Here is a 26,415-nt window from a genome sequence, read left to right as displayed (position 1 = left end):
TCGGTCGTAATCACATCTGAGACACGGGGTTTAGCTAGAGTCGGCTCATGCCGATCGCTCCGGAGCATCTTCACCTCGCATATGACGGGCCTTTCTACGCATTCTTGTACGGACGTGCCAGCCGCGACCCCGGGAAGAAGGGCCGCAGCGTCGAGTCGCAGCTCACCGAGGGCCGGTCAGTCTGCGAGGCCAACAACTGGCCGATCATCCGCGAGTTCCCCGAGGTCGACCGGTCAGCATCCCGCTATGCCAAGAAGACGCGAGAACTCTGGGAAGAGATGCTCGAAGGCATCGAAAACGGTGTTCCGCGTATCCTCGTCGCGTTCGAGGCGTCCCGCTACTACCGCGACCTTGAGGCGTACGTACGGCTGCGCCGGGCCTGCATGGAGTCCGGGGTACTGCTCTGCTACGACGGTGCGGTCTACGACCTATCCAAGCGCAGCGACCGCAAAGCCACTGCGCAGGACGCGATCAACGCCGAGGACGAAGCCGACGGGATCCAGATTCGGAACTCGCGCACCGTCCGGCAGAACGCCGAGCGAGGCGGTCCGCACGGCCGGATTCTCTGGGGATATGAGCGGCGCTACGACCCGAAGAGCGGGGAACTGCTCGGCCAGTTCCCCCGGCCGGACCGCGCCGACGCGATCGAGTTGATCTTTGAGCAGTTCGCAGCCCGACGCACGATCTACTCGATCTGGAAACACCTGCAGTTGGTACGCGACCCCGTCGCGGACGAGCGCGAGTGGCAGTACTACCACGTCTACGAGATCCTGCGGAACCCGAGCTACGCCGGCCGCCGGGTGTTCCAGGGCAAGGACTTTAAGGCGGCGCTGTGGGACGGCATCGTGCCGATGGCGACGTTCGAGGCAGCGCAGGCGATCCTCGACGAGGAAGGTCGGCCGAGCGTCGATTGGTCGGTGCAGCACGAGCTCGCGGGGATCGGACGGTGCGGCCGGTGTCCGTCGGACGAAGAAAACCCGCCGCCGCCGCTGCGCTCCGTCCCCAGTGATGGCGTGTCGACGTACAGCTGCAAGGCGAAAGCCGACGTGTCGATCAGGTCAGAAAAGCTCGACGCTTACGTGCAAGAGGCCGTGGTGGAGTGGCTCAGCTCGAAAGCAGCGGCCGCCGCGTTCGACCCGTCAAAGGGCAATGAGAAAGCCGCTAAGGCCCGGTCCCGGTATGAAGCACTGCGCGGCCAGTTGGACGAGGCCCGGACGATGGCGGCCGACTTCGACGACGACGGAAAGCCCCGTCTGTCCGTGGCGTCGCTCGCGGCGATGGAGGCCCGGTTGCAGCCCCTGATCGACAAGGCACGGCAGGGTGTTGCCGATGTCCCGAGCATCCCGCCGCAGTTGACGAACCTGGTAGGCCGGCCGCGCGATGTGGTGGATGCTGCGTGGGCTGACCTGGATATTGAGCAGCGGCGGGCAATCTACCGAATGGTGGTGAACGTCCTGTTGCACCCGGCCCGCGCCGGGGGTGTCCGGAAGATCGAGCCCGGCCGCGTGCAGTTGACGTTCGTCGGGGAGCCCGGGTTTACCCGCGAGTGGCGCCGCGGTGCGATTCCTGCGCAGCGCGCTGGTGATGCGCAGGGGTCGGAAACCCGATGATGCGGGCGCTGTTTGCGTCGCTGGTGTCGAGCCGGCCGTCGTGGAAGAGCCTGAATGCGGCCTCGGTTGTTTCGCAAATCAGCTTGGCCCGCTCTTCCTCGAACCGCGCGTCGAGGGCGGCGCGTTCCGTGTGGAGTCGGGCGGTGAGCTGTTGGCGCTCGGCGGCTGCGTCGCGCTGGAGCCGGCCGCGCTCAGCTTCGAGGGCTGCCTGCGCGGCGACGTAGCGCATGCGGTCTGCGTCGGCGTCTCGGACGGCATCGCCGAGGCGCTTGCGCTCGGCGGCGGTGTTGGTGACCCACCGTCGGATTGCGACGAGGCATATGAAGGTCAGCGCGGTCATGGTGCCGATTGCGCCGCCGATGGTGCGCGGTAGGTCATCGGCGATGATGCCGTACAGCACGATGGATAGTCCCGCGCCGATGATCAGCGCGGCTCCTACCGCAGTGGCCCGGGTTCCCGCCGTGAGGTCCATCATGTGTAGCTGCCCCCGTCACATCTGTGCTGCTGTGCCCCCGCGCTCGTCGCCGGGCTGATCTTCGCTCTCGTTCTCTAGACGCTTCAGTCGTTCGATGGTTGCGATGAGCATTTCCCGCCCGACCGGGTCCTTAAGGCCGAGCCGATCGGCTGCCTCTACTGGAGAGATCGACCGCGAGCCTACCTGTGACTGCTTGGTCTCGGACAGTGGCTGAATCGACTCAGGTGGTACGCCAAGTTCCGCAAGGAGGTCAAGCAGGCTAACACCGAGGGTCACCGCAACGGGGGCGAAAAATTTGAGGTCTGGGATGGCCTGGCCCTTGAGCATGCGGGAAACGCTGCTCTCTGACATGCCCGTATCTCGGGCGAGCCGCGCGTTTGAGCCGTGGCCGGTGTAACCGGCTCGCTGGGCTGCGGGCGCGACGATGGCGGCGAATCGCTGCGCGCGCGTAGGGGTGGCTGTCATGGCCGTGATCGTACTTCCCTAGCTAGGGAGTATCCACAAAATCCCTTGCCCGCAAGGGTGTGCACTAGGCCACCCTGGTCGTTCTTGCAGGGCATTTCCCTTTGTCGAACACGTGAGCGACACCCTCGCACGGAATACCTCCCTTGCTAGGGAGGTAGGAATATGGCAGAGTCTCCCTTGTCAGGGAGAAACGCCCTCCTATCTGCGTCTAAGGGGCGACCTATGCATCGACTCCGCATCGACAAGCTGTGGGAAGCCGCGGGCAAGCTCGGCGACACCACCGCTCACGCGATCTACAAGCGGACCGGAATCGCGGAATCCTCCGTCTACCGATTCGTTTCGGGACAGTCGCAGCCTGGCTTGGATTCGGCCCTGCGCCTCGCCGCCGCGTACGACGTCAGGGTCGAGCAGCTCATGGAGCGCACCGACGACGACGCCGAGAGCGCCGCGTGACTCGCGAGGAGCGCCGCCGGCTGCTCGGCGACGACGTGATCGAGCAGATCCGCGCCCGCGTTGCCGACGCACCGGCCCCGCCCGAGGGACTGATCTCCGATCTCCGTCGAATCCTGGCCCACCCGGCCGGCCGCGCCGACGAGGTTCGTGAAGAGCGGCCCGCTGCGGCCGCATGAACGACTTCGGGGCCGCTCCGACTTCCCGGCCCGAGCGACCCCGGACGACCAACCCCACTTCTCAGAGAAAGTGAGGCCGACGCCATGAGCGCTCAGCCTATCGAACACACCCCTCCCGACACCTATGCCGTGACCAGTGACAACCGTCTCGCCGTGCAGGTCGTGATCGACAATCTCGCGCTCCCGGCGCCGACGTTGGTCGCTCGGCCGGACGCTGTGCACGTCACCGTCGCCGACGTCGACGACCTCGGGCAGTGGCTGTATCACCTCGGCGGCACGGTCCGTCGGGGCGTCGAGATCAGTGGTGCGTCGCTGTGGACGCTGCACACCGAGACCCCGGTGCGCCTGAACGGCGCCACTGTTCGGATTCGGGTGCACGTCCCGGTCGTGTCCGGTGAGGACGTCCTCGCCGAGATCCGCGGGGCGGTGATCAAGTGACCACGCTTGCCGACCCGTTCGAGACGCCCGGCCGCACCCGGCCGACGCCGACCCCGGCCGCCCTCGCTCTGCTCGCGCAGTGCCGTAAGGCGAAGACCATCGCCGACACCGCGCCCGCCCGGTTCGAGGAGATGCCGACCCCGCCCGCGGCGAGCGCCGCAGGGGGCGAGGTGCAGCTCGTCGTACACCCGCAGTCGCTCACCGACTGGGCCCGCTGGACGGCCGAACTCGGCATCCACACGCACCGGATGACGAACGTCGGACCGGCAACGGTCTGCCGGTTCGAGCTCGACGGCGTGCGCGCCCGGCTGATCGGTATCGGCGTCCCTGCACTGCTCGCAAAGGTTTACGGCCCGAAGGGTGCCCACCATGCCTGACGACACGACGATTTCGGCCCCGATCCCGGTCGGTGTCCGGCGTATCCCGGGCGGCAGCCGGCTCGTCCTCGAAGCGTTCGCGCAGACCGTGATCGAGGACGTCCTCGACGCGCTGCTGTCGACGGACCGCACGAGCGACCTGTACGAGCGGCTCGTCGCGCTCGCCGAACTGGACCCGGACGAGCGGGCACTGCCGGAGCACCGGATGCCGTACGAGGAACTCGTCGCGGACCTCGGCGAGCAGGCGAGCAAGTACACGCATCTCTACGGCGCGCGAGGTCTCGACCTTGCCGAGCGTCTCGGGACCAATGCCCTGCAGTCGCTGCCCGTTGGCTACTGGCCCGGCGAGGCATGGCAGGCATGGCAGTCGGTCAAGGCCGCTGCCGATGCGGTGAATGGTGGTGCTGCCGCATGAGCGCATCCACTGCCGCCGCCGCTCTCGCCGCGCTGACCGACGACGCCCCCGCATGGCTGCCCCCGGTGGATCACTGGGAGACCGCGCGGGACGGCGACCGCTGGATCGTAAGTGGGCAGCTCGACACCGATGGCGACGCGCTCAGCGAGGCCGGTGCGTATCGGCTGCTCGGCCCGATCGTCGAGCAGTCCGGGCAGAAGCTCGACGACGACGGGCGGCTGATCAGGGCCCGGTTCACGCACTTCGATGTTCCCTTCGACGTGTGGTTTCTCCGGCCGGTCCTCCGGTGGGTTGTGCCCGAGCGCTGCGCGACGTGCCCGACCAAGCTCGGCGCCCCCGACGTCAAGTTCGTGCGGCTCGGCTCGGGCGACCAGGACGCGCCCGTGATCTGCGTGCCGTGCCGTGACCGCATGCAGGCGCATTGGGTGGCGCTGCACCGGTCGCCGCTCGTCGCGGCCCGGCAGGAGGTGCGCGAGTTGCTGCTCGCCGAGACCGGTGAGGCCCGCCCGGCGTGGCGGCAGTCCTTCACCGAGATCAACGGCGACGAGCACCCGAACGCGTTCAGCCCGGTCTGCACCGACGACGACCATGAGCCGGGCGACCCGACCGTGTATAGCTGCTGCCCCGATCCGGTCGTCGAGGTCGACTCCCACGTGCTCGGCGCGTACCTGGTCGAGCTGCTGCACGCCGACGCCCATGTCGACGCCGAGGGCGGTGAGTCGGCATGACTGGCCGCGTTCACATCCTGTCCGCCGGGCTCCGGTGGCTGTACAACATCGAGCAGCCCGCCGACGCGCTGCTGTCGCACCACGGCGAGATGCTCGTCGACGCCGACCGCACGTACCGGTTCGTCCCGTGCGGCGCCGATCAGCGCCCGGTCGTCGTCGTCGATGTGCGCCGCCCTAAGTGGATGAGCGACGCCGTCGGCGACATGATCCCGTCGAACCCGATCGGCGCCCATGAGCTGTACGAGGTGCAGGCCGACCTAGCTGTACTCGGTGTCACCGTCGCTCGCACGTGGAACGGGCACCCCGCGCACACCGGCAGTCTCGGGCTCGTCGACATGGCGCATCCGTCGCTGCTCGCGGCGGTCAACGGGGTTCGAACCGGATGCCCTGACCACCCGGGAAAGCTGCTCTGCAGTTGGGACGGCTGCCCGTGGTACGGCACCGGATACGCGCAGATCGTAAAGCCGACCGTGCTGGGGAAGGACACCCGCGGTCGTGCGCCGCACATGGGCGAGTCCACTCCGGCGATGCGAGCGGCTGCGTTCCTAGCCGGTGCCCGAGCCGGGCGATCGTCGTGCCGGTTTGGCGGTACCGCGTGACGGATCCTCGCCACGCCGTGGCAACCGAGCGGGGTCGCTACTACCGCGACCCCGCCGGGGGCCCCGACCTGATCAGCGTCACGAACGCCCTCGGCAGCATCGCGAAACCCGCCCTGGTGCCGTGGGGCGCCGGACTCGTCGCCGACCACGTCATCGCCGACCCGATCGCCACCGCCCGCCGGGCCCGCACCGAGCCGACCCGGCTGCGCCGCGAACTCGTCGCACTGCCGACCGGGAACTCGGACCGGGCGAAGGATCTCGGCACCCGCGTGCATGAGCGGGCGGTGACGCTCGTCCTGAACACGCCGTACCCGGCCGACCCCGAGGTCGAGCCGTACGCGATCCAGCTCGCCCGCTGGTTCCGACTGTGGCGCGTCGACTTCGACCGCGACATCGAGGCCATTGAGACGACTGTGCTGCACCGCCGCTACGGGTACGCCGGTACCGGCGATCTGTGGGTGTGGCTGCCGACCGGTCCGTTCCAGCGGCGGCAGTTGTGGCTCATCGACTACAAGACGAGCGCACGCAAACCGTCGACGACGGTGTACGACGAGCAGCCGCTGCAGCTCGCTGCGCTGCGGCATGCCCCGGTGTTGCTGCTGCCGGATGACAGCGACGCCCCGGCGTTCAAGGTGCGCCGTACCGGGCTGCTGAATCTGCGGCCGCGGTCGCATCGGCTGATCGAAGTTCCGTCCGGCCGGGCGCAGTTCCGGGCGTTCCTCGCCACTACGCGGACCGCTCGCTATCTCCACACCGCGCCGAGCGCGTACCCGACGATCCTGCCCGACTGGGCACCGGGATCCCCCGACCGAAAGGCAGCCTGATCATGGGTAGCCGAATTCTGACGATGAAACGGCAGGCCGCAGAGCTGGGCCGTATCCGTACTGGGTACAGCCGGCCGAACCCGGACCCGACGAAGGGCAACATCCCGGTCAAGTCGAAAACCTTCGTACTGACCAGCCACTCGCGCGACTACGTGGCCGCAGCCGCCGATCTGTACGGCGGGAAGGTCGAGCAGTGGACACCGCAGCGGCAGAGCGTTACGCAGTGGCGCGTCATCACCGAGGCGCGCGAACTGCGGGCGATCCTCCCGGCCGGCGACGTTCTGAACCAGGCAAACGAGATGTGGACCGGCGGCGGCTGTGAGCGGCGCTGCGACGGCGTCACCGAATCAATCAGCCGCCGGCCGTGCATCTGCCTGGCGAAGTACGGCGAGGACTGGCACACGCGCCCGCCGACGCAGGTCTGCCGGCCGACATCCCGCATCGGGATGTTCCTTCCGGACCTGCCCGACCTCGGTGTGTGGCGGCTGGAGACGAAGAGCTACTACGCGGCCGACGTCCTCGCCGGCGGCCTCGACACCGTGCTGCAGGCCACGGGCGGTACCGGTCTGCTGCCGGTGCGGGCGTGGATCGAGCAGCGCACCGCGGTCCGCGCGGGCAAGACGAAGCAGTTCCAAGTCGTCATGCTCGTGCCCGCGTTGCCGAAGCTGCGGCATGCCCTGTCGGGGCCGATCTCAACAGCGGCTGCGCTTGACCCGAGCAGCCTCGACCGCCCGGCAATCGCAGCGGCCCCGGCCGACGTGCCCGACTACGTCGCCGAGGCCCGGCAGTGCCGCACCGTCGAAGACGCCCGCGCCGTCTGGCACCGGGCGAACCGTGCCGGGCACGTCGACCCGAAGGGGACCGACGAACTGTCGCAGCGGCTCGTACAGATCGCGCAGGACATCGCGGCCGGCGTCGACACACAGACCGGCGAGACCGGCGAGCAGGGCGACGACTGCGTGTACGACGTCGAGGTCATCGACGACCAGGGCGACGACGAACCGCCGACCGCGTACCCGTCGGCCGGCTGGCCCGAGGTCGCAGCGCCGGGCGGGGGTGGCCGCTGATGTGGCACAAGACCCGACTGTGTGCGTTCGACCTTGAGACGACCGGTGTCGACGTCAACGCCGACCGCATCGTCACTGCCGCAGTGATCGGGCTCGGCGGCGGCGGGCAGACCGAAACGAACGAGTGGCTCGCCGACCCGGGTATCGAGATCCCGGCCGAGGCGACTGCCGTGCACCACATCACGACCGAGCACGCCCGGCAGCACGGTGAGCGGGCGCACGACGTCGTCGATCAGATCGCCGAGTCGCTCGCGATCCATGTGCGGATGGGCGACCCGATCGTAGGCCACAACGTGACGTACGACATGACGCTGCTCGACCGCGAGTGCCGCCGCCACGACGTCGAGCCGCTGCTCGACCGCCTCGGCGAGACACCGCTGCGAGTCCTCGACACGCGGGTGCTCGATCAACAGGGGCTGCCGTACCGCAAGCGTCCGTCGGAGACACAGGGGGCGCGGCAGCTCATCACGCTCGCGCAGGTCTACGAGCTTCCGTGGCAGGAGAGCGAAGCTCATGGCTGCTCGTATGACGCGCTGATGGCGGCCCGAGTCCTGTACCGGATCGGGACGCTCGCGCACATGCCGCGCATGGAGTGGCCCGAGCGCATCAAGTTCCACAAGAAAGCGCAGCTCCACCACCTGAAAGACCTCGAACTCGCCGAGCTCCACACGCTGCAGATCGGTTGGGCCGCCGAGCAGGCCGCCGGGCTGCAGGAGTGGTTCCGGCGAACCGATCCGGCCGCCGTCGTCGACGGGTCATGGCCGCTGCAGCCCTGGGGGGACGCGTGAACATTCGACTGATCGACTACGACGAGCAGGCGCTCGTCGTCACCGTCGACCGCGACGGCGTCACCATAGTGGCAGCCCCGCGGATGTGCGACTCGGCGGCCGCCGACATGTTGCGGAGCATCGCCGACCAGCTTGACGCCGGGCACCCGCCGTACCCGTGCCATCCGGCCGCGGCGCCCGAGCAGCACGACCACGTCGAACCGCTCGGACAGGGCGGCACCCTCGACGCCGATCGGAAGGTGTGGACGGACGGCACCGGGCACGTGTGGGATCTGTCCGGCCGGTGGACGGCTGCGGAGACGCCCGGCGAGTGGGAGTGGTGCGGTCGGCTCGACGACCGCGGTACGCCCGTGATGAGCGCGGTCGGCTCGCCCGAGGTGTACGAGTCCCTTGACGTGCTGCGCGCCCTGTACGGGCCGATCTCACCCTCGGTCGGGGGTCGCTCATGAGCGCCGGCCTCGCCCCGTACCTGGGCGCCGTGGCGGTGATCGGGGCCGTTGCGGCCACGTGGGCCGCCCGGCTCGCCTCGACCGCCCGCACGACGGACACCGCTGTGTTCGCCGAGCCCGAGCCCGGTGTGCGGTACCTGCGCTGCGACATGCCGCGGTGCGCGCACATGACGCACCCGCACCGCCCGCAGGTCGACGGCACGTGGGTTTGCTCGCACTGCGGTGACGTGAAGGGGGACGCGCTGTGACGGCCATTCCTGGGCTGATCGCCCCGGGCACTCTTTCGCCGACCGCCGACCGGGTCGTCGCCCCTGGCGGGCTGCGGGTCATCGGGCTCGACCTGTCGCTGACCTCGACCGGCGTTGCACTGCCGGACGGCTCGACGTACCGGATCAAGACCCGGCAGAAGGACGGCGACAAGCGGCTGCTCGTGATCCGCAACAGTCTCCGGGCGGCATTGGCCGAGCACCGGGCGCACCTCGCGGTTGTCGAGGATCTGCCCGTACACGCCATGGCGGCCGGGCGGACCGGGCATGTGCACGGTGTCGTCAAGGCCGAGTTGCTCGACGCGGGGGTGCCGTATGCGCTCGTCGTCCCGGCAACGCTCAAGAGCTACGCCTGCGACCACGGCAACGCGGACAAGGCTCGGATGGCTGCGGCCGCGTACCTCGCGGCCGGCGTCGAGTTCGTTGACGACCGGGGCGGCGACCAGTGCGACGCATGGTGGCTGCGCGCTGCTGGGCACGACGCGCTTGGGCAGCCGCTGTTCGGGATGCCGCAGGCGCAGCGCGACCGACTACAGAAAGTTGACTGGCCGACCGCCGTTCGCTCGAAGCCCGCCGTGGGGGTGGCACTGTGAAGCCACCTTTCCCGTACTACGGAGCGAAAGCGCGTATCGCCCCGTGGCTCGTCGGGCACATGCCGCGCGAACACCGCGTGTATGTCGAGCCGTTCGCCGGCAGCGCCGCCGTGCTGTTCGCACGCCCGCGGCCGGCTGCACACGAGGTACTCAACGACCTCGACGGCAACGTCGTGACGTTCTTCCGGGTGTTGCGCGACCGCGAGGCCGAGCTTGTTCGGGCACTCACGCTCACTCCGTACAGCCGCGAGGAGTACCGGACGGCGGACCTCAACGCCTCGGCGGATATCGACGACCTCGAACGTGCCCGCCGGTTTTTTGTCCGCACGACACAGTCGTTTAACGCAGCTGGTGCAGCAGCGAGTAAGCGCGCTTCTTGGTCCAACGGGATGCGCCGCGGTTCTTCGCAGGCGACGGGCGTCGCCGACGTCGTTGACCGGTTGTACGCCGCAGCCGCACGTCTGCGGACGGTCGTCATAGAGAACCGGCCGGCAGCCGACGTGATCGCGTTGTACGACGCCCCTGATGTCGTTCTGTATTGCGACCCGCCGTACCTGGACTCAACGCGGTCAGGTCTGCGAGCGCACAAGCAGGGTGACTATGCACACGACACGAACACGGAATCGGATCACCGGGCGCTCGCTGACGTCCTACACGAGTGTCGTTCCTCGGTGCTGCTGTCGGGCTATGACTCTTCCCTCTACGACGAGTTGTACGGCGATTGGGACCGGGCCGAGGTCACGGTGCAGCGCCCGACGACGAACCGGCGAGGGCATACCGGATCCGCCGGCGTCGAGGTCGTGTGGTCGAACCGGCCACTCTCTCGACAGACGTGCTTGTTCGAGCAGATCGAGCAGGCGGCAGGCGCACCGCTGTGAGCGGCATCGGGCCGACGATCGGCAACCCGCGGCCGGGGCCTGGCCTGCGGGTGAGGTTCGACGGCTCGAAGTCGCTCGTGTCCGCCGACTGGTCTTGCGCCTGCGGCGCCCCGCCCGAAGACGCCATCGGCCCCGACGCGGTGCAGCAACTCGTACTCCGGGCCGAGCGGCACCGCCGGGACACCTGCACCAACGAAGACGTACGCACGGCGGCCGCACTGCGCGACCACCGCCGCAAGCACCCCAGCAAGAGGAAGTGATCAGCATGCCGAAGCTCCACAACGACGCCGAGGTCGAGCTCAAGCTCGACGCCGCCGCCGGGCCCCTGCAGGCCACCACGACGCAGCCGCAGCGCCGCGGGCTGTTCGAGCACCCCGGGACGAGCGTGTTCGCCGTGGTCGAGCTCACGAGCAAGGCGTACACCGGCCACGCCGACGGCGAGGACAAGCAGCCGCAGGTGAAGATCCGCGTCACGCTCGCCGAGGTCGCGCAGGACAACGAGCAGGCGCAGATGGTCGCCGAGGTCATGCGGGCGATGATGCGTCACCGCAAGATGAACGGCACGTTGGACGAGCTCGGCAACGGCTCGCGTGACGTCGAGGCTGCGGTTTCCGAGGCGCTCGGGAACATGCCGACTGAGACCGAGTTCGAGGTCTACCAGGAACGGCAGCAGGCCCGCCGCGGCCGGGTCGAACAGCACGGATGACACGGCCCCCGGCAGCCGCCGGCAGCGGGGCGCGGCGTACGACCTGCCCCCGCTGCGGGTACCCGGTGCTCCGGCAGCTCGTCGGCCGCCGCGCGGCGCTCGACGTCACCGCGGACGACACCCGGTACACGGCGGCGGCCGCCGAGGGGCTGCGCCGGCCGAACCGCCTCGACTGGTGCCTGCGCATCACGAAGCACGGGCCCGACCTGCGGTGGGCGGACTGCCACCACCACGCCGCGACGTGCCCGCACGAGCACGTCGTCGACCACGAATGCACCGCCCTTGCGGCGCCCGTCCCGGCCCGAACCAGGGCACGCCGCACACCCCCGGCTCCGGCCGGGCAACTCACGCTCTGAGCACAGGAGATACGGATGCCGTTCTTCGTCGTAGACGATGGGGCACACAGTCACCCGAAAATGATGCGCGCGAAGAACGCGGCTGTCGGGCTGTGGATGCGCGTCGGCTCGTACGTGGCACAGCACCTGACTGACGGGCACGTGCCCGGTCCGGTCGCCACGATGTACGGCAGCACCCCGCAGATCTCGAAGCTGCTCGCGGTCGGGCTGTGGCACGAACACGGCCACACCTGCACGCGCTGCCCCGCCGTCCGGCCGGGCGACTACTTCATGCACGACTACCGCGAGAGCGGGAACCCGTCCCGGGCCGAGGTGCTCGCCCGGCGTAAGCGCGCCGCGGACAAGAAGGCGAAGCAGCGCGCCGCGCAGACCGGTTCGGGTTCTACTGAGAATCCTTCGCTTTTCGACGAGGAATCTTCGGCGAATCGCGATGGATTCGACGAAGAAACTGATGCGAATCCGGATCAGGATTCGGACGACTCCGCAGGTCACGGCGATGTGTCCCTGGGGGACTCCTCCGGGACCTCACGCGCGCGCGTTCCACTCCACTCCACTCCACTCCTTAAAGAGGGGGCTGAGGAGAGAGAGGGATCTGCAGGTAGTGGCGCGCGAGCGCACGAACCGGCTCTCTCTCTGATCCCCGCCGACTGGGCCCCGAGCACCGACGACGTGCGCGCCGCGCAGCTCGCTCGCCTCGACAGCGGCCGCGAGCAGCTCACCCCGCAGCAGCTCGACGTCGTCACCCGCAAGTTCGTCCGCCGGATGACCGACGACGGACGCACCGCCGCGGCGTGGGGCGGCAGGTGGCGGCAGTGGGCCGAGAACGAGCGCATCGAGCAGCAGCCTGCCGCGGGCGGCGTCGTCGTCCCGTTCGCCGGGGGCGCTCAGCAGACCAAGGGACAGCAGCAGCGGGCCGGACTGGCCGCGCTGCGTGAGCGCCTGCAGGAAGGAAGCGGCGCATGAACATGACGGAAACGCTGGATCTGCTCGATCAGATCTCGCTCATCGATGACCGGGTCGTAAAGTCCGACGAGACCGAACAGGCTGCGCAGCTCACGCTTTGGGCCATGGTGCTGCGTGACGTGCCACCGCAGTTCGCTGGTGAGGCCGTCGGCCGCCACTACGCCGAGTCGGCGTGGCCCGTCATGCCGAAGGACATCGCCGCCCGGTGGCGAGCGGAGTCCCGACGCCGACTCGACCGGCATGTCGGCACGTTCGAGCCCACCGCGCACTCGTACCTCGACCCCGACGACATCGCCGGGTACCGGGCCGCGCTGCGCGCCGAGCGTGACGCTGTCCGTACCGGGTGCGAGGCGCCCCTCGAACTGCGGGCGATCATGGCCGGTTCGGCGGTTCCTGCGAGTGCTGGGCAGCCGACCGCCGAGTACCTCGCGGCGCGTGAGCAGTGCCGCGCCGCCCGGGTCGAGTCGGGCGACGAACAGCAGGTGGCGTCATGACGTACCCGAGCACCGAGCGGTCGCGGATCCCGGCCGCCGTCGCCGCGGTCGTCGCCGCCGTGATCGAGGAACACCCGGACGCCGGTCCCGACGCGATCGGCCGGCTCGCCGTTGAGGCGCTGTCCGAAGAGGGCTGGAATTGGCACCTCGGTCACAAGGTGCGGTGTGCCCCTGTGCGGGCGTCTGAGGTCGACCGATGACCGGCCCGAGCAGCAACCCGCGCGGCGAGCGAGCCGGTACCCCTGGCGCCCGTTGGCAGGTGATCAGCACGACCGACGAGCGGGTCGTCGACGACGACGCACCCGACCCCGAACCGCCCCCGAACCGAGCCGCGCGCCGCGCTGCCCGCCGAGCACTGAAGAAAGGCAACCGCCGATGAGTTATCTCGCCACGGTCGCCGTTCTGCTCGTCGGCTACGCCACCGGCCGGCTGCGGCTCGGGCACCGGGCATCGGATTGGGCCGCGTGGAACCGCTGCGTCGATAAGCGGTGGGCGCAGCGCCGGTATCGGTGGCCATCCAGCGCAGTCATGGCGGTCGAGCTCGTGTGGCAGCTCGGCGCGCACCCGATCGAATCCCGGCGCAACTGGCGTGCCTGGCACGACGATCCCCGGCGCGTCCCGGCGCCGACCCGCGACCCCGATTGGAGCAAGAACCGATGACCGACGCCCAACCTTCGCAGACCGCCCTCGACATGCTGCGCGCCCTCGCGCTGCGCAGCGCCGACGGGCCGACCGTGCAGCGGCTACTCGACGACGTCACAGCCGAGCTCACAGGGCGGACCGTTGTGCACCGTGACCAGGACCGGCGGCCGCTGCGGTTCGTGCTGCGCCGTCACGCGGACGTGACCGGTATCAGTGGCGAGGGATCCGTCGCCGACGGCGTGCTGTGGCCGGACGGCACAGCGTCCGTACGGTGGCGCGGCGAGCACCCGAGTTCGGTGTTCTGGGACCGCGGCCGCACGTCCGTCGAGCTCATTCACGGGCACGGCGGGGCGACCAAGGTCGTGTTCCTCGACACGGCCGACGGGCCGGCCGCCCCGGTCCCGAACGGGCCAACCCCCCTCGCGCTGCGCCGTGCCATCGACCGGGCGCTCGTCGCGCCGGTCGCCTGCCCGGACTGCGGCCGGACGATGGCATGCCCGTGCGGACGGGCCCGGCACGAGGGACGCGTTGACGCGATCCTCGCGGCGGTCGCGCCGTGGGCGACGGAGGGCGCGGCATGACGTTCGTGTACGACCCTGCCGACCTCGACGAGGAAACCCTCGACGACATGAGCGACGACGAACTCGCCGAGCTCTTCGACCAGGACGACGACGATCCCGAGCCGCTGCTGCTGCTCGCCGGATACGGGCGCCCCGCGAACCGCGCGCCCCACCCGCTCGACCCGCGTCGCGGCCTCGACACCCTGCGCGCCATAGACGACTACCGACCGACCCCGAACCAGTCCTGACACGACGAGGCGCCCCCTGCCTGCCAGCAAATCGAGGGCGCCCCTACGCGGTGAGAACAACCCTACGCACCGCAGGAGACACCCGCCATGAACCACACCGCCCGCCCCGCCCGCACCCCTGCCGAGAACCTGCAGCACATCGTCGACCACTGGGAGCACCTGCGTGCCGCCCTCGACACCACCGGCCCCGGCACCACATGGCCCCCGGCCCGGCCGGGCGCCGAGTACCTGCGCGCACTCGACGACCAGGACGCCGCCGAGGTGTCCGCCGAGCAGTCCCTCGCCGCCGCGATCGCGCACGCCATCGACCACCCGCAGCGGCTCATCACCACCCGGCACCACACCGGACAGCTCTACTACGCGTGCGCATTCTGTGAGCACGTCGGCGAGGGGCTGCCGCACCCCGTACGCGAGGACCGCGACCCGGCGCAGCTCGGCGAGCGGCCGGTGCCGGTCCGGCTGCACATCGTCGATGCCTGCCGGGCGATCGAGATCGCGCTCGTCGCACTCGCCGACTCGATCGCGGCCCGCGACGCCGCTGACCCCGCGGACTGGTACGGCGCCGACCGCGAGCAGCGGACCGCGCCGGCCGCCGCGCGGTGGCTGCTCACCCGGCTCGACGTCGACGGCCAGTGCTGCCCGACGCACGACAAGGACCGTGCCCAGATCACCGAGTACGCGCGCGAGGCGGCCGCCCGTCTCGACCGAGTGCTCGGCATCGGCCGGCGGTCGGCGCACCTGCCGGGGGTGCCGTGCCCGTGGTGCGGCGGCGACCTGGTGATGCACACCGAGGCAGGCACGGTCATGAGCGTGACGTGCTCGACAGGACTGATCGACTGCAACGCGCCCGTCGCCTTCGACGTCGACCTGCGGGCGCGAGTGTGGTCGTCGGTCGAGCAACTCGCGGCGCTGCAGCGGGCCCTCGACGCGGCCGAGCAGAAGCGGGCCGAGGCGGAGCGCCGTGCACGCCGTACCGAGGATCGTCGCCGGCAGCGGGCCGCCGCCAAGGGCAGGGCCGCCGCGGCGTAGCCCAGACATACGAACGCCGCTGTCGCCCGACGGGGCGGCAGCGGCTCGGCGTCAATGCAGTTGGGCGGGCGGCTACTTGGTGATGTGGGCGGACAGGATCGCGGCCGCGGCGTCGGCGCCGCCGGCTTGCTCGATCAGTTCGCCGAGTTCGGCCGGTACGACGGCTGCCTGCCGCTTCCCGCGGCTGGTGAGGAAGTACGTACGCCGCAGCAGCCGGACCGAGGCGAGCAGCTCGGAGAGGTTTGCGCGCGCTTCGGCGATCGGGTGGTCGGTGGCGTTGGCGTCCATGGCGACTACTTTAACCAATAGACTTGATGTACATAAGGGCTCGATGTACATTACGACTCAAGGGCACCCCCAGGAGGGACCAATGCAGATGCCGAAGTTCCGGAAGATCACCACTGACGGACACCCCGCCTACCGCTTCGAGTTGAACGGCAAGACCTACGAAGCGAACCGCTTCGCGTCCGGCGCCGGCGCCTGGAACGTCGACCTGATCGACGGCAAAAAGCGGACCACCGTGGTTTCAGGCAAGGACACCCGCACCGCAGCAGTAGCCGTGATCGTCGACACCCCGCAGGCCAAGACAGCGCAGCTCGACAAGCTCACCGACGACGTTGCGCAGATGAACGCCGACGCCGACGAGTTGCACGCCGACATGCGCGTGCTGGGCTCCGAGGCCAACAAGTTGCGGACCGAGATCGCCGAGTGGGGCGCGAAGGTCGACGCCCTCACCACACGAACCGCCGCCGACTTCCCGAAGGGCACCCGCGTCATGTCCCCCGAGGGGCGGCTCGGGACCGTCAACGGGGTCGACATCGGGCGCGTCACCCTGCCGGGGCACTCCAACTACGGCCGCGAGTACGTCGGCGTCAACTGGGACGCGATCAAGGGCGACATGGGCGCCAACCGACGCAGTCGCCCGTTCGTCGACGAACTCTCGCTTGTCGCTCTGCTGGAAAGCCCCCGCGTAGGTGAGCGCGTCACGTACGCGGTCGGACGCCGCACGGTGAACGCCACGGTCACCCGACGCACGAACGACGCGGGGCAGGTGGGTGTCGTGGATGACGGCGACCAGACAGGTACGGTCCGCTACGTCTCGCCCGCGCTGCTTACCGTGCAGGCGCCCGAGCTTGACGAGTTGCACAGCGCCGCACTCTACGAGAACCGCCTGCGCAACGAGTTGCTTGCGGCAGCAGCGCCCGGCGAGCCGTGCAAGCACGGGTTTCGGCTGCGCCCCGGAGCGAAGCTTTCGATCCGCTGCGAGTTTGGCCACGAGTACGGCGTATTCGGCGACGAGGGACCGATCGACCGAGCCGACTGCGCCGTACGGGCAGCGAACGACGCCGCGCGCTACGCGGCCGAGGACGACGGCGACACGACGTACGAGGTCGCGATCATCTGCCCCGAACACGAGGAACAGCGCGCCGTCACGTGTGAAGAGTGCTACGCCGCCTGAACGCTCACCACCGCCAATGCTGACACACGGCGGTACCGCAAGACGGCCGAACCCGGCGCTGACAACACCGGACCCGGCCGCGCCCCGACAGGTGCTGACACACCCGACGGGATGCCCGACCCCCTGCCACAACAGGAGAGCCCGACATGAACGATCGTATCCGGGGCCCGCTCAACAACGCCCCCACCCGCAACAACCTGCCCGAGACGGCGCTGCTGCAGGGCGTACTCGCCCTGCCGAGCCTCGCCTCGCAGGTCCTCACTGCGGCCGCCGACTACCTCACCAAGCACAAGCCCGACGCCGAGCTCACCGTCGCCGGGTGGGGCCGCGCCCTCGCCCTCGCCGACGCCCGCGTGCTCAGCGGCTACCCGCAGATCGTCGCGCAGCACGCCGGCCGCCGCGCCATGCGCGCACTGTCCCCCGGCATGTGGGACAGCGCCCGCACCCGCGGCGAATGGGCCCTCGCCCTGCGCGCCACCGCGGAAACCGTCTGATGGCCGCGCAGCAGACAGACGTCGTCGACGACGCCCACGCCACCGAGGCCGAGCTGCTGCAGCGCGCCGCCGAGGACTACGCCGGCAACAAGCCGACCAACCCGGACGACGCCGCCTGATCACCCCTCCACTGACCGGCCCCCGCGCGCTGCAGGGGCCGGTCACCTCCCGGGAGTCACCACCGTGCAACGTCCCGCCCTCACCGCAACGCAGCGCCGGCTCGTCTACACCGTGGCTGGCGGCGCCGTACTGATCGCTTCGATCGGGTTCGCCGGCTCATACGCCGCCGTACGCAAGCTTGCCGAACAGAAGCACTTCGGCACGTTCGCGCTCGTCTTCCCGATCGGGATCGACGCCGGGATCATCGTCCTGCTCGCCCTCGACCTGCTGCTCGCCTGGCTGCGCATGCCGTTCCCGCTGCTGCGCCACACCGCATGGCTGCTCACCGCGGCGACGATCGCTTTCAATGCCGCCGCAGCCTGGCCCGACCCGCTCGGCGTCGGCATGCATGCCGTGATCCCGGTGCTGTTCGTCGTCGTGGTCGAGGCGGCGCGCAACGCTGTCGGCCGGCTCGCGGACATCACCGCCGACCGGCACATCGAACCCGTGCGCCTGTCGCGTTGGCTACTTTCCCCCGCACCCACGTTCCGTCTGTGGCGCCGCATGAAGCTCTGGGAGCTCCGCAGTTACGAGCAGGTCATCAAGCTCGAACAAGACCGGCTGATCTACAAGGCGCGGCTGCGGGCGAAGTACGGGCGGCGGTGGAGGCGGACTGCACCCGTCGAGCAGCTGCTGCCCCTGCGCCTCGCCCGGTACGGCCGGCCGCTGCCCGGATCGGATGCGCAGTCGGACCCGGCCGAGGCTGAACGGCTGGACCCGGATGCGGATGCGCTCGACGCGTTCGACGTGGCCGCAGCCGAGGCTCTTGCACTCGCACCCCCGCCCGCAGCCGTAGCCGTAGCCGCACTCGACCCCGCACCCGCGCAGCCGGATGCGGACCCGGATACGGAAGAGCAGCCGGATGCGGATGCACCCGCACCCGCGCAGCCGACTGCAAATCCGCGGCCAGGCGCCCGGCCGCGCCTGTTCGTCCTCGACCTCGCCCCCATGGCCCCGGCGATTCCCGAGGTCACCACGACTGCGCAGCCGCCCGACCCACCGCAGCCGCCACCGCCACCACCGAATGCGCGCACGTCCGACGAGCCCCTGATCGTCGCCGCCGTCGAACTCGCCCGCACCGGGCCGCTGTCGCTGCGCCGAGTGCAATCCGAGCTGCACATCGGGCAGCGCCGGGCACAGCGAATCATCCCCGCAGCCGAAACCCGCATCCGCGCAGCCGCAGCCGCGCAGCCGCAACCCACCGCAACCGCATCCGGAGCGCACTCATGACCAAGCTCGACGACGACGGCGAGCAGCGCATTCGCAACTGGCTGCGCAGCAAGATCGACGGCCCCGACGACGACACCGAGGACACGCAGCCCCCGCTCGTCGAGGTGCACGTCATCCCCGAACCGGCAGCGCCCGCCGCCGAATCGGAAGCCGACGAGGACGACGAGGACCAGGAGCAGCCGGAGCCCGATCAGCCGTGGTGGTACGTGCTGCCCGGCCCGTTCGGTACCCGCCGCCGCCCCCCGGAACCCGAGCCAACCCCGCAGGAGACCCTTGCGGCCGCGCCCGGAATCCACGTCACCGTCAATCAACCGCCCCCGCAACAGTGGGCGCCGCCGCCCGAGGACACCGCCGCCCAGGAACGGCGGCGCCGCCGCCAACTGTGGCTCGCCTACCACGGCAGCGCCGCCGCGGTCGGCTGGTACACCGGCCTCGCCGACCTCATGGCCGACCTCCTCGTCGACGCCGGACCCGCTGCCCCGGCGGCCGGCGTCGCCCTCGGACTCGTGACGTACATCGTCGCGTCGTACCTGCCCGGCCTGCGCTACATGCCGCCCGCGCTGCGGCCCGTCATGGTCTGGGCCGCCCGGATCCCTGTCTGCACCGCCGCCCTTGCCTTGTGTCTCAACGCCCCCAACCAGATCTTCTAGGAGCCCATCCCCATGTACCTCGCAGCACCCAACAGCGGCGGCGCCGCCCTCGGCTTCATGGGCTCCGGTGGCGTCGCCCTCTGCCTCACCGCCCTGCTCGTCTTCGGCGTGATCGGCAGGGGAAAAGTCAAGCTCACTACCGGCAAAGCGGGCGTCGTGGCGCTGCTCGCGGGTACCGCGTACACCGCCGCCGGGAAAATCTGGGACTCCCCGCAGCAGGTCGTCGAGCAGGGCTGGACCGGCCTCGGCGTCGGCGGCGCGGCCGGGCCTTTCGGAGAGATCGGGATCGGCGCGGCGTGCACGCTGCTCGCGATCTTGATGTTCGTGGCCCCGCTCAACCCCGTGCGGGCCTCGGTGCTCTGCATGGTCGCCGCGTTTACCTGGCCCGCCGCCGGAGACGGCAGCATCTGGGCCGTCCCCGGGCAGTTCGTCGCCGCCCTCTTCATGATGATCGGCGGCTGACCATGGATGCCTGGCTCGCGTTCTGGACGGCCCTGTGGGTCGGCTCCGAGAAGATCACCCGACGGCTCGTCGACTGGCTGTGCAACGCCCAGCCCGAGGCCGCCAAGGCCCCGAAGAAGCCCGAGACAGACACAGGGGAGTCCGACGAGCAGCCGGAGCCGGACACGGGGGAGCAGCAGCCCAAGGCGCCGAAGAAGACCAAGAAGACGCCGGAGAAGAAGCCGGCCGACCAAGGCGAGGGCTCGGCGCTCCTTCGCTGGTGCATGGTCATGCTCGCCGCCGTGGTCGCGAAGACCCTGCCGTACACGACCGCGATCACCATCACGCTCGCCGCGGTCTGGATCGTCACTGCGCTTGTCCTCGGCTACGCCGCCACCCTCCCCGACAAGCCCGAACCGGCCGCCGACGAGCAGCAGGACACCCCCGCCGAGGCCCCGCCGGCCGACCAGCCGCACCCCTCCGAAACCCTCACCCTCGGCGACGTCGCACTGCTGCTCACCACCGTCTACACCGAGGGCTCCGGCGTACACCTCGCCGCCCTCGCCGAACACCTCGACCGGACCCCGTACATGGGCCACCCTGCCGCCCCCTGGGCCACCCGCGATGTGCGCGCTCTTCTGACCCGGCACGGGGTGCGCGTACGGGATGGCGTCCGGGTGCCGCCCAAGGGTGGCCGCGAGGGGGTGCACCGGGACGACTTCCCGCCCATCCCCCCACCCGATCCTGCACCGACCGTTGTTGGCGATGTTGCCGCAGGTCAGAGCAACAACAACAACGTCGGCAACAGCCTCTCTCCGTACCCCTTCGAGGTGACCGACGACCCAAACAACCCCGCCCGCTCACATGTCCACCACCCGACCGATGAAAGAGGCCCCATGCCGAAGAAAACGAAACAGACGTGCCAAACCTGCGGCACGCGCGACGAGACAGTGCAGACGATGCCGGACCCGATGGCCGAGGCACTCGAACCGGAGCGAACGGATCACGAGCAGATGACGCTCTGCCACCCGTGCGCGGTCGCCCGCTTCGAGGAGAGCTGAGGCTGACGGTTGCCCGCTCCGCCCGTCACGTACGGGCGGAGTCGAGGGGAGCCGGCACAGCACGGGTCCGCACGCACAGCCCGGGACGGCCGCCATCCGCCAAGACATCGGCCGCCCCGGTCCCATCCCCATCACAGAGACAGGACACGATCATGCGCCTCTTCGGCCGCAAGAGCGACACCGCCGAGAACACCGAGACCTCAAAGCCGGTCGGCAAACTGGCCCTGACCACGCAGGCCCGCATCCACCCCGACGACCCGCGCACCAAGGGCCACGTCACGACCTACCAGAGCAGCCGCGGCGGCTGGTTCAAGCCCCGCAACTGACACGGCCGGACCCGCCCCAAACGCAGATTCAGCAAACCGCCCCTGCCCCGTCCGAACACCACAGACGGGGCCGTTTCTGCTCGCGTTTCTTCACAGAATCGAAGAAGAATCGCAGACGTTTCTCACACGAATCGAAGAAGAAACGCGATCGATTCTCCGTCTACTTTTCCACATATCCCCAGGTCAACGCGTTCTGTCCCCGGGGGACTCCCCCGGGACTCGCGCGCGCGGGGTCCACTCCACTCCACTCCAGCTACATATGGGGGGCTGATCAGAGAGAGCATCCACAGGTAGTAGCGCGCGAGCGCACACCCGCTCTCTCTCACCATCACCCCGCTTGACGACAGACGATCACGTGTCGCAAGATTGGCCGCAGTTCCGCATGCCCGGAATCAGAAACCACCCGACAGCCCCCGCCCACACCGCGGGGGCTGTTCGCTTCCCCCCGAACGCCCCACCCGTCACCATGGAACCTCACCCGGAACCATGGGGGTTCACAATGTTCGGCAGTAAGAAGACCGACGCAGAGAAGCAGGCCGCAAAGCACCTCGCGAACATTCGCGTCGCAGCGGCCGCGGCAGGCGTGACCGTGATCGGAGCGAAGTTCCACCAAGCCGGGCAAAGACCAATTCCCGTCGAGGGATCACGCGTCACGATCGAACTCGGCGAGACCGCACGGAAACGCATCACCGCGACCCGCGTCGCCTTGGCCGGCATTTTCGCGCTGTGGCTCAAGAAGGATGAGACGAAGCTGTACATCACCATCGAGCACCCTGACGGCGTGATCCTGTACCCCGTCGCCGCGAAGAAAGAACCGCAAGCCCGAGTGTTCGCCACACTCGTCAACGGCGAGGCGACCGGCATCACCACCGCCAACGAATAGGCCCCGCCCCAGACATCGCCACCCCGGCCCCGGACCACCACCCCGGGACCGTCGTCATACTCCCCGCCCCTCACCCCCCCGCCCGAGAGAGGCCCCCGCCATGCGCGTACGCCTCACCGACGGGACACGCGAGATCGACATCAGCACCAACCCCGGCGAGCAGACCACCCTCGAACAGATCGAGGCCACAGCCATACGGCTGCTCACCGCACTCGACTCCGAGCCGGCCGACGAGCAGCACCGCACACCGATCGGATTCACCGCACTCGACCTCGACCGCGTCTCACTCGACTCGACGACCGAGCGAGCCGATCAGACCGAGCCCGAGCACTACGACGAACCCGAGGACAACACACCATGAGCGGGCAGTGGGCAGACAGCACTCGACGCGACGAGCTGCCGGCCGACTGGTACACCGTCATCCGGCCCTACGTCCTGCACCGCGACGAACACCGATGCCGATGGCGCGAGGGGCGCGTCGTGTGCGGACACCACGCCAACCAGGTCGACCACATCGTGCCCGGCAACGACCACCGGTACGAGAACCTGCAGGCGCTCTGCGCACACCACCACGCAGTCAAGAGCAGCCGCGAGGGCAACGCAGCCCGATGGCGCGAGACCGCGAAACGACCGCCCGAACGGCATCCCGGTCTGATCTGAAACCGAACAGCCCGACCCGAAAATCTGAACCCCGCCCCCCTGGGGGGTGACTCCCCCTCCCCGCCCCTCACGGCGCTCGGGAGGTGCTGCGGCTCGGATTGTGTACGGGTCTGGGGAAAACGGCCACGTGGCGACACGTGGGCGGTCCGCTGGCGGGCGGGCAGGGGTGCGGCAGGCTGATCTGATGGCGCGCGGTCGAGGGCCCGCAGATCGCCTCTCAGCCTGCCGTGGTCCCGATACGCACCTGATACATGCAGGTCAGAGCGTTAAAAGCGTACGCGGCTGTAGACTGGACACATGACTACGAGCCGCTGCTGCGAGCACTGCGACGGACCGATGCCGATCACGGCTCGGCGGCACGCGCGGTTCTGCGCGCCGCGGTGTCGCGCTGCCGCTGCTCGTGCCCGGCGGACGATTCCGACCGAGCTGACGAGCCGGCCGCGATGGATCCGGCACACCGCTCGTAAGGTGCCGCTCACGATCGGCGGCTCGGTGGCGAGCAGCACCGACCCGTCGACGTGGTCGCGCTACCGCGACGCCGACCGCTCGACGGCGGGCGTCGGGCTCGGGTTCGTTCTCAACGGGGACGGGCTCGTGTGCCTTGACCTCGACCACTGCCTCGACCAGGACGGCGCCCCGCTTCCGTGGGCGCAGACGATCCTCGATGCCGCCGGCGACACGTGGGTCGAGGTGTCCCGGTCCGGCGAGGGACTGCACGTGTGGGGGCGCGGTGCGCTGGAACACGGCAGGCGCATCACATTCCACGGCGGCTCGGTCGAGTTGTACGCGACGGGCCGGTACATGGCAGTCACGGGGCGGACGTTCGGCGACAAGCCGCGGCGGCTCGGCGACCTGCAGCACGTAATCGACGCACTGCTGTAGCGCCCCGACACGGGCGCGCTGCGGCGCACCCGACACGGGAGGTACAGCCATGCCGCGACTGCAGATCCTTGAACTGCCCGAAGGTGCGGACGACGAGCGGCCGCAGTTCGTGCTCGTTGTCGACCAGTGTCCGCCGCAGCGCATCGTGCTCGGCATGGACCAGGCGCCGATACAGAGCTACTGGCACGTGGTCGCCGATGAGATCGGCGCGCGGGGCGTGATCGTCACGGCCGAGACGGTTGAGATTCCGGCGAACGAGGTACCGGTCGGCCCTGACGGCTACCCGGTACGGCTGCGGTTCGAGGCCGACCTCGACGGGTTCCGCGACCAGGTCGCGGCCGCGATCGCCGAAGTTCGGCAGATGGTGGACCACGCGGCGATGGGGGGCGAGTAATGGCAGGCATGGGCCCGGCGCCGAAGCCGGCCGGACGGAAGGCGCGCAGGAACGCCGACGCGATCCCGCAGACGGTCTTGCGGTGGGAGCAGGCCGAGGCGCCCGAACTTCCCGATTTCCGCGTCGAACGTGACGGACAGCTCGTTGAGTTCGTGTGGCCGGAGCGCACCCGCGAGTGGTGGCAGACGTGGATCGACAGCCCGCAGGCCGAGCACTTCGGGTCGTCCGACTGGCAGTACCTGCTCGACACTGCGCTGATTCACGCCCGGCTGTGGCGCGGCGATCTGTCGGCCGCCGGCGAACTGCGGCTGCGCGTTGCCGCGTTCGGCGCGACCCCGGCGGACCGGGCGCGGCTGCGCATGGTGTTCGCCGAGGCGGACGGCGCCGACCAGGGCCGCGGTAGCTCGGGCGGCCCGTCCGCGCGCGAGCGGTACGGGGCGGCAAAGCTGCGTTCGCTTCCGGGCGGGAAGTCCTCGACCGGCGACGAGTAGGGGGCGGCATGCCGTGGCGTGGCCCTGAGTTCGAGGGCGAGCGCCCCACGCTGGGTTGGTACGTCCTCGACTGGATGATGCAGAACCTTGCACAGCCCGGCCGCGACGACGGCGAGCCGTTCGTTCCGACGCAGGAGCAGGCAGAGTTCTTGTGCGGGTACTACGAGCTGCACCCGGTGACCGGGAAGCGGATCATTCACCGGGCGCTGCTGTCGCGGCCGCGCGGGTGGGGCAAGAGTCCGTTCGTCGGGGCGATTGCGCTCGCCGAGGCGTGCGCCGACGTCGTGCCGGACGGATGGGATGCGTACGGCGAGCCGGTGGGCCGGCCGTGGCACTCGATCCGGACGCCGCTCGTACGCATCGCCGCGGTGACCGAGGCGCAGACCGACAACACGTGGCTCCCGCTGCTGGAGATGGCGCGGGGAGGGTCGCTGTCGACCGACTATGGGCTCGACGTGCTCGACACCGTGATCTATCTGCCGCGCGGGAAGATCTCCCCGATCACGTCGTCGGCAACTTCGGTCAAGGGTGACCCGGCGTGCTTTGCGTCGCTCGACCAGACGGAAGAGTGGACGGAGTCCAACGGCGGGATCAAGCTCGCGAAGACGCTGCGGTTCAACGCGACCAAGCTCGGCGGCAGCATCATCGAGACGCCGAACGCGTTCACGCCCGGCGAGGGCAGCGTCGCCGAGAACAGCGCCGCCGACTATCAGGCGATCATCGACGGCCGGTCGCGGGCGCGCGGCATCCTGGTCGACCACCGCGAGGCGCTGCCCGAGACGGACATGACCGATGTGCGGTCGCTCACGGCCGGGCTGCGGTACGCGTACGGGGACAGCAGCGACCATCCCGACGGGTGCGTGCTGCACGACCCGCCGTGCGCGCCCGGCTGGTCGCCGATCGAGGGGATCACCGAGGCGTTTTGGGACACGTCGAACGACGTCCAGGACTTGCGCGCCGACTTTTTGAACCAGATCACCCATGCATCCGACGCGTGGCTGTCGGCGCCCGAGGTGCGGGCGGCGTCCGACCTCGACCGCGAGGTGTTGCCGGGCGACCGGATCGTGCTCGGGTTCGACGGTTCGCGGAAGCGGTCGCGCGGCGTCACTGACGCGACGGCGCTGATCGGGTGCCGGCTGTCCGATGGGCACCTCTTCGAGATCGGAGTATGGGAGCAGCCGAAGGGGTGGAAGCCGCCGACGGGCGAGCCCGGCGAGGGCTGGCAAGTCCCGGTCGTCGAGGTGCTCGCCACGGTCGCCGAGGTGTTCGACCGGTACGACGTTGTCGGCATGTACGCCGACCCCGCGAAATGGGAATCGCATGTCGCGGACTGGGAAGCGGCGTACGGGCCGCGCCTGCAAGTGCAGTCGACTCGGAACCATCCCATCGAATGGTGGATGACCGGCGGCCGCAGCACGTTGATCGTGCGGGCCCTGGAGAAGTTCCACACGGCCTTGACGGAGCGCGAGTTGACGCACGACGGGTCGTCGGCGCTGGTGCGGCATCTGCTTAACTCCCGCCGCCGCAAGACCCGGTCGGGGATCCAGATCATGAAGGCCAACCCCGACAGCCCCAACAAGATCGACGCCGCGGTCGCCGCGGTCCTCGCGTGGCAGTGCCGCCTTGACGCGATCGCTGCCGGCCTCGCTGTCGAGGTCGAGGAAATGGGCGGCTTCACCTTCTGAC

General features: G+C 69.7%; 42 protein-coding genes. 39 read left to right on the top strand and 3 right to left on the bottom strand.

Annotated features, from left to right (window positions below; all coding sequences use genetic code 11):
* Positions 1-47: 47 nt before the first annotated feature.
* Complete coding sequence (locus ACIRJP_RS34395) at positions 48-1,610, top strand: recombinase family protein (protein WP_404182966.1); 1,563 nt, start codon at positions 48-50, stop codon at positions 1,608-1,610.
* Here ACIRJP_RS34395 and ACIRJP_RS34390 read toward each other — a convergent pair.
* Together ACIRJP_RS34390 and ACIRJP_RS34385 are read right to left on the bottom strand one after the other, a co-directional pair.
* Positions 1,537-2,085 carry a hypothetical protein gene (locus ACIRJP_RS34390; protein ID WP_404182963.1) on the bottom strand — a complete coding sequence of 183 codons (549 nt, stop codon included), beginning with the start codon at positions 2,083-2,085 and terminating at the stop codon, positions 1,537-1,539. The two genes, ACIRJP_RS34395 and ACIRJP_RS34390, sit on opposite strands and share 74 nt — an antisense overlap.
* Before the next feature lie 15 nt (positions 2,086-2,100).
* A complete protein-coding gene (locus tag ACIRJP_RS34385) occupies positions 2,101-2,550 on the bottom strand; it encodes a multiprotein-bridging factor 1 family protein (protein ID WP_404182960.1) in 450 nt (149 codons plus the stop codon).
* 222 nt (positions 2,551-2,772) lie between these two features.
* On the opposite strand from ACIRJP_RS34385, the gene ACIRJP_RS34380 reads away from it, so the two are divergent.
* The 24 genes from ACIRJP_RS34380 to ACIRJP_RS34265 all read left to right on the top strand — a co-directional run bounded on the left by ACIRJP_RS34380 (position 2,773) and on the right by ACIRJP_RS34265 (position 15,599).
* Complete coding sequence (locus ACIRJP_RS34380; protein WP_404182957.1) at positions 2,773-3,003, top strand: helix-turn-helix domain-containing protein; 231 nt, start codon at positions 2,773-2,775, stop codon at positions 3,001-3,003.
* A complete protein-coding gene (locus ACIRJP_RS34375) occupies positions 3,000-3,179 on the top strand; it encodes a hypothetical protein (RefSeq protein ID WP_404182954.1) in 180 nt (59 codons plus the stop codon). The genes ACIRJP_RS34380 and ACIRJP_RS34375 overlap by 4 nt, the downstream gene beginning before the upstream one ends.
* Before the next feature lie 84 nt (positions 3,180-3,263).
* Positions 3,264-3,617 carry a hypothetical protein gene (locus ACIRJP_RS34370; RefSeq protein WP_404182951.1) on the top strand — a complete coding sequence of 118 codons (354 nt, stop codon included), beginning with the start codon at positions 3,264-3,266 and terminating at the stop codon, positions 3,615-3,617.
* Entirely contained in the window at positions 3,614-3,994 is a 381-nt protein-coding gene (locus tag ACIRJP_RS34365) for a hypothetical protein (protein WP_404182948.1), read from the top strand. Before ACIRJP_RS34370 ends, ACIRJP_RS34365 begins: the two co-directional genes overlap by 4 nt.
* On the top strand, positions 3,987-4,409 hold the full coding sequence (locus tag ACIRJP_RS34360; RefSeq protein ID WP_404182946.1) for a hypothetical protein: 423 nt from the start codon (positions 3,987-3,989) through the stop codon (positions 4,407-4,409). Before ACIRJP_RS34365 ends, ACIRJP_RS34360 begins: the two co-directional genes overlap by 8 nt.
* Positions 4,406-5,137, top strand: a complete 732-nt coding sequence (locus tag ACIRJP_RS34355; protein ID WP_404182943.1) for a hypothetical protein — start codon at positions 4,406-4,408, stop codon at positions 5,135-5,137. Before ACIRJP_RS34360 ends, ACIRJP_RS34355 begins: the two co-directional genes overlap by 4 nt.
* Entirely contained in the window at positions 5,134-5,736 is a 603-nt protein-coding gene (locus ACIRJP_RS34350; RefSeq protein WP_404182941.1) for a hypothetical protein, read from the top strand. The genes ACIRJP_RS34355 and ACIRJP_RS34350 overlap by 4 nt, the downstream gene beginning before the upstream one ends.
* A 17-nt stretch (positions 5,737-5,753) precedes the next feature.
* On the top strand, positions 5,754-6,560 hold the full coding sequence (locus tag ACIRJP_RS34345; protein WP_404182939.1) for a hypothetical protein: 807 nt from the start codon (positions 5,754-5,756) through the stop codon (positions 6,558-6,560).
* 2 nt (positions 6,561-6,562) lie between these two features.
* The gene (locus tag ACIRJP_RS34340) at positions 6,563-7,627 is read left to right on the top strand and encodes a hypothetical protein (protein ID WP_404182936.1); all 1,065 of its coding nucleotides are present in this window, start codon (positions 6,563-6,565) and stop codon (positions 7,625-7,627) included.
* Positions 7,624-8,415, top strand: a complete 792-nt coding sequence (locus tag ACIRJP_RS34335) for an exonuclease domain-containing protein (RefSeq protein ID WP_404182969.1) — start codon at positions 7,624-7,626, stop codon at positions 8,413-8,415. The genes ACIRJP_RS34340 and ACIRJP_RS34335 overlap by 4 nt, the downstream gene beginning before the upstream one ends.
* The gene (locus ACIRJP_RS34330) at positions 8,412-8,864 is read left to right on the top strand and encodes a phiSA1p31-related protein (protein WP_404182933.1); all 453 of its coding nucleotides are present in this window, start codon (positions 8,412-8,414) and stop codon (positions 8,862-8,864) included. The genes ACIRJP_RS34335 and ACIRJP_RS34330 overlap by 4 nt, the downstream gene beginning before the upstream one ends.
* Entirely contained in the window at positions 8,861-9,112 is a 252-nt protein-coding gene (locus ACIRJP_RS34325) for a hypothetical protein (RefSeq protein ID WP_404182930.1), read from the top strand. Before ACIRJP_RS34330 ends, ACIRJP_RS34325 begins: the two co-directional genes overlap by 4 nt.
* Entirely contained in the window at positions 9,109-9,723 is a 615-nt protein-coding gene (locus tag ACIRJP_RS34320) for a hypothetical protein (RefSeq protein ID WP_404182927.1), read from the top strand. The genes ACIRJP_RS34325 and ACIRJP_RS34320 overlap by 4 nt, the downstream gene beginning before the upstream one ends.
* Entirely contained in the window at positions 9,720-10,601 is an 882-nt protein-coding gene (locus tag ACIRJP_RS34315; RefSeq protein WP_404182924.1) for a DNA adenine methylase, read from the top strand. Before ACIRJP_RS34320 ends, ACIRJP_RS34315 begins: the two co-directional genes overlap by 4 nt.
* Positions 10,598-10,861, top strand: coding sequence for a hypothetical protein (locus ACIRJP_RS34310; RefSeq protein WP_404182921.1), 264 nt, complete (start codon positions 10,598-10,600; stop codon positions 10,859-10,861). The genes ACIRJP_RS34315 and ACIRJP_RS34310 overlap by 4 nt, the downstream gene beginning before the upstream one ends.
* Positions 10,862-10,866: 5 nt before the next feature.
* On the top strand, positions 10,867-11,307 hold the full coding sequence (locus ACIRJP_RS34305; RefSeq protein WP_404182918.1) for a hypothetical protein: 441 nt from the start codon (positions 10,867-10,869) through the stop codon (positions 11,305-11,307).
* A complete protein-coding gene (locus ACIRJP_RS34300; protein ID WP_404182915.1) occupies positions 11,304-11,663 on the top strand; it encodes a hypothetical protein in 360 nt (119 codons plus the stop codon). The genes ACIRJP_RS34305 and ACIRJP_RS34300 overlap by 4 nt, the downstream gene beginning before the upstream one ends.
* Positions 11,664-11,723: 60 nt before the next feature.
* Positions 11,724-12,626 carry a hypothetical protein gene (locus ACIRJP_RS34295; RefSeq protein ID WP_404182912.1) on the top strand — a complete coding sequence of 301 codons (903 nt, stop codon included), beginning with the start codon at positions 11,724-11,726 and terminating at the stop codon, positions 12,624-12,626.
* Positions 12,623-13,120, top strand: coding sequence for a hypothetical protein (locus ACIRJP_RS34290; protein WP_404182909.1), 498 nt, complete (start codon positions 12,623-12,625; stop codon positions 13,118-13,120). Before ACIRJP_RS34295 ends, ACIRJP_RS34290 begins: the two co-directional genes overlap by 4 nt.
* Positions 13,117-13,320 (top strand): hypothetical protein, encoded by a 204-nt coding sequence (locus tag ACIRJP_RS34285; protein ID WP_404182906.1) that lies wholly within the window; start codon positions 13,117-13,119, stop codon positions 13,318-13,320. The genes ACIRJP_RS34290 and ACIRJP_RS34285 overlap by 4 nt, the downstream gene beginning before the upstream one ends.
* A 175-nt stretch (positions 13,321-13,495) precedes the next feature.
* On the top strand, positions 13,496-13,780 hold the full coding sequence (locus ACIRJP_RS34280; protein WP_404182903.1) for a hypothetical protein: 285 nt from the start codon (positions 13,496-13,498) through the stop codon (positions 13,778-13,780).
* The gene (locus ACIRJP_RS34275; RefSeq protein ID WP_404182899.1) at positions 13,777-14,343 is read left to right on the top strand and encodes a hypothetical protein; all 567 of its coding nucleotides are present in this window, start codon (positions 13,777-13,779) and stop codon (positions 14,341-14,343) included. Before ACIRJP_RS34280 ends, ACIRJP_RS34275 begins: the two co-directional genes overlap by 4 nt.
* Positions 14,340-14,570 carry a hypothetical protein gene (locus ACIRJP_RS34270; protein WP_404182896.1) on the top strand — a complete coding sequence of 77 codons (231 nt, stop codon included), beginning with the start codon at positions 14,340-14,342 and terminating at the stop codon, positions 14,568-14,570. Before ACIRJP_RS34275 ends, ACIRJP_RS34270 begins: the two co-directional genes overlap by 4 nt.
* 87 nt (positions 14,571-14,657) lie before the next feature.
* Entirely contained in the window at positions 14,658-15,599 is a 942-nt protein-coding gene (locus ACIRJP_RS34265) for a hypothetical protein (RefSeq protein ID WP_404182893.1), read from the top strand.
* A 72-nt stretch (positions 15,600-15,671) separates the two neighbouring features.
* Here ACIRJP_RS34265 and ACIRJP_RS34260 read toward each other — a convergent pair whose 3' ends face one another.
* Entirely contained in the window at positions 15,672-15,887 is a 216-nt protein-coding gene (locus tag ACIRJP_RS34260) for a type II toxin-antitoxin system prevent-host-death family antitoxin (protein WP_404182890.1), read from the bottom strand.
* Between the two features lie 82 nt (positions 15,888-15,969).
* Between ACIRJP_RS34260 and ACIRJP_RS34255 the strand changes: the two genes are divergently transcribed.
* From ACIRJP_RS34255 to ACIRJP_RS34190, 14 genes are all read left to right on the top strand, one after another.
* Positions 15,970-17,058 carry a hypothetical protein gene (locus ACIRJP_RS34255; protein ID WP_404182887.1) on the top strand — a complete coding sequence of 363 codons (1,089 nt, stop codon included), beginning with the start codon at positions 15,970-15,972 and terminating at the stop codon, positions 17,056-17,058.
* Between the two features lie 146 nt (positions 17,059-17,204).
* Positions 17,205-17,552, top strand: coding sequence for a hypothetical protein (locus ACIRJP_RS34250; RefSeq protein WP_404182884.1), 348 nt, complete (start codon positions 17,205-17,207; stop codon positions 17,550-17,552).
* 183 nt (positions 17,553-17,735) lie between these two features.
* Complete coding sequence (locus tag ACIRJP_RS34245) at positions 17,736-18,941, top strand: DUF2637 domain-containing protein (RefSeq protein WP_404182882.1); 1,206 nt, start codon at positions 17,736-17,738, stop codon at positions 18,939-18,941.
* Positions 18,938-19,591 (top strand): hypothetical protein, encoded by a 654-nt coding sequence (locus ACIRJP_RS34240; RefSeq protein ID WP_404182879.1) that lies wholly within the window; start codon positions 18,938-18,940, stop codon positions 19,589-19,591. Before ACIRJP_RS34245 ends, ACIRJP_RS34240 begins: the two co-directional genes overlap by 4 nt.
* A gap of 12 nt (positions 19,592-19,603) precedes the next feature.
* On the top strand, positions 19,604-20,053 hold the full coding sequence (locus ACIRJP_RS34235; RefSeq protein ID WP_404182877.1) for a hypothetical protein: 450 nt from the start codon (positions 19,604-19,606) through the stop codon (positions 20,051-20,053).
* A gap of 2 nt (positions 20,054-20,055) precedes the next feature.
* Positions 20,056-21,093, top strand: coding sequence for a hypothetical protein (locus ACIRJP_RS34230; RefSeq protein WP_404182874.1), 1,038 nt, complete (start codon positions 20,056-20,058; stop codon positions 21,091-21,093).
* A 152-nt stretch (positions 21,094-21,245) separates the two neighbouring features.
* On the top strand, positions 21,246-21,419 hold the full coding sequence (locus ACIRJP_RS34225) for a hypothetical protein (protein ID WP_404182871.1): 174 nt from the start codon (positions 21,246-21,248) through the stop codon (positions 21,417-21,419).
* 499 nt (positions 21,420-21,918) lie between these two features.
* Positions 21,919-22,302, top strand: coding sequence for a hypothetical protein (locus tag ACIRJP_RS34220; protein ID WP_404182868.1), 384 nt, complete (start codon positions 21,919-21,921; stop codon positions 22,300-22,302).
* Positions 22,303-22,402: 100 nt separating this feature from the next.
* Positions 22,403-22,663, top strand: coding sequence for a hypothetical protein (locus tag ACIRJP_RS34215; RefSeq protein WP_404182865.1), 261 nt, complete (start codon positions 22,403-22,405; stop codon positions 22,661-22,663).
* Positions 22,660-22,962 carry an HNH endonuclease gene (locus ACIRJP_RS34210; RefSeq protein WP_404182862.1) on the top strand — a complete coding sequence of 101 codons (303 nt, stop codon included), beginning with the start codon at positions 22,660-22,662 and terminating at the stop codon, positions 22,960-22,962. Before ACIRJP_RS34215 ends, ACIRJP_RS34210 begins: the two co-directional genes overlap by 4 nt.
* A gap of 468 nt (positions 22,963-23,430) precedes the next feature.
* Positions 23,431-23,844 carry a hypothetical protein gene (locus ACIRJP_RS34205; protein WP_404182859.1) on the top strand — a complete coding sequence of 138 codons (414 nt, stop codon included), beginning with the start codon at positions 23,431-23,433 and terminating at the stop codon, positions 23,842-23,844.
* A 49-nt stretch (positions 23,845-23,893) separates the two neighbouring features.
* Positions 23,894-24,238, top strand: a complete 345-nt coding sequence (locus ACIRJP_RS34200) for a hypothetical protein (RefSeq protein WP_404182856.1) — start codon at positions 23,894-23,896, stop codon at positions 24,236-24,238.
* The gene (locus ACIRJP_RS34195; RefSeq protein ID WP_404182853.1) at positions 24,238-24,729 is read left to right on the top strand and encodes a hypothetical protein; all 492 of its coding nucleotides are present in this window, start codon (positions 24,238-24,240) and stop codon (positions 24,727-24,729) included. The genes ACIRJP_RS34200 and ACIRJP_RS34195 overlap by 1 nt, the downstream gene beginning before the upstream one ends.
* Positions 24,730-24,737: 8 nt before the next feature.
* Positions 24,738-26,414, top strand: coding sequence for a terminase (locus ACIRJP_RS34190; RefSeq protein ID WP_404182850.1), 1,677 nt, complete (start codon positions 24,738-24,740; stop codon positions 26,412-26,414).
* Position 26,415 lies beyond the last annotated feature (1 nt).

The organism is Streptomyces sp. NPDC102437 (genome assembly GCF_044765565.1).
GTDB lineage: Bacteria > Actinomycetota > Actinomycetes > Streptomycetales > Streptomycetaceae > Streptomyces.
Note: the sequence above shows the minus strand (reverse complement) of the source record. Positions and strands in the feature narration are given on the sequence as shown.